Raw genomic sequence first — 1180 nt, 5'->3', positions numbered from 1 at the left:
AAAAAGCCTCTTGAGTCCGCCGCGCGGCTGGCATATCTGAGGCTCAGCCTAGGGGTATAGCTCAGTTGGTAGAGCGACGGTCTCCAAAACCGTAGGTCGCGGGTTCGAACCCTGCTGCCCCTGCCATTAAATCAGAGATTTAGCAGATTGCAGTTGTGCGACGTGTAACAACGGCGTGTAACCGAGCCGTATTTGCATCGCATGAGGCGCATTGCCTACTCTGCGGCAACTTTCAGCCCATGAAGGGCAGAAATGACCTGATCCAGCGGCTCGCCGGTCTTGAGCGCGTAGTCGAGCGCCAGTTTCATCACGTCAGTTGGCAACTCGGCCTCAACCGGTTTTTGCGCCGATGTGATGGCCGCGACCTGCTGCTTCGCCAGATCATCCGTTACCCAGCCGTAAGTCGTCTCGGTCATGTCGGTGTTTGCATGGCCCGCGTGTTTGGAAACAACCTCCAACGGGACGCCTGCCTCGAGCAACGCGGTGATCCCGCCATGACGCCGGGAATGCAGCCCAGCAACAACACCCAGATTTTTTGCAGCCGTACGGACCATGGAAGAGACCGCCGAAGGACGCCAGACAGCGCCTGTGACGGGGTCAGGAAAGACCAAAGCATTGTTGGTCACACCCTGACGCCTGCAGAGCAATTCAATCGCTTCAGGGCGTAAAAAAACCTTTCGACCAAGCTGACCGGTTTTAGCGTCCGTCTTGGTCCCGGTGCGCAGTCGATAGATGCCGCCCGCTTCCTCGACCACATCCACCACGTTGATGAACGGCACGTCGGCGTCGAGTGAGACGTTGGACCACTGCAGCCCAAGCGTCTCCTGTTTGCGCAGCGCCTGCAGGAACCCAAGCTGAACCACGTCAGCCAGATCGGGATTTTTGCGTTTGCGTGGGCCGTGACCATTGCGCAGCCCGTCGACAAGGATGCGGGTGTCCTCGGCGGATGCGTACTTCACATTTGGCCCGCGTTTCGGAACCGGCGGCGCGTCGAGGATGGCTGCTTTCACATTGAACTTGACCTGCTTTTTTTTGCAAGCATAGGCCATGACGCGTTTCAGGAACGACCACAGGTGATGAACCTGCCGTGGGCCGTTGCGATGCTGGCCGGATTTTGACGGCCGATCTTCCGACCAGACTTCGGCTTGGGCCGCAGCGACCAGAGCATCGAACGTGTCCT

General features: G+C 58.6%; 1 protein-coding gene and 1 tRNA gene. One reads left to right on the top strand and one right to left on the bottom strand.

From position 1 onward, the window contains the following. Positions 1-50: 50 nt before the first annotated feature. A tRNA-Trp gene (locus ACR0E6_RS21405) sits at positions 51-126 on the top strand. 89 nt (positions 127-215) lie between these two features. On the opposite strand, the gene ACR0E6_RS21400 is transcribed toward ACR0E6_RS21405, so the two are convergent. Further along, positions 216-1180 (bottom strand): tyrosine-type recombinase/integrase (locus ACR0E6_RS21400; RefSeq protein ID WP_480587091.1); only part of this gene is annotated, 965 nt, incomplete at its 5' end.

It is taken from the genome of Ruegeria sp. AP12, assembly GCF_056540025.1.
The sequence above is the reverse complement of the archived record's forward strand: the minus strand, read 5'-3'. Positions and strand labels throughout refer to the sequence as shown.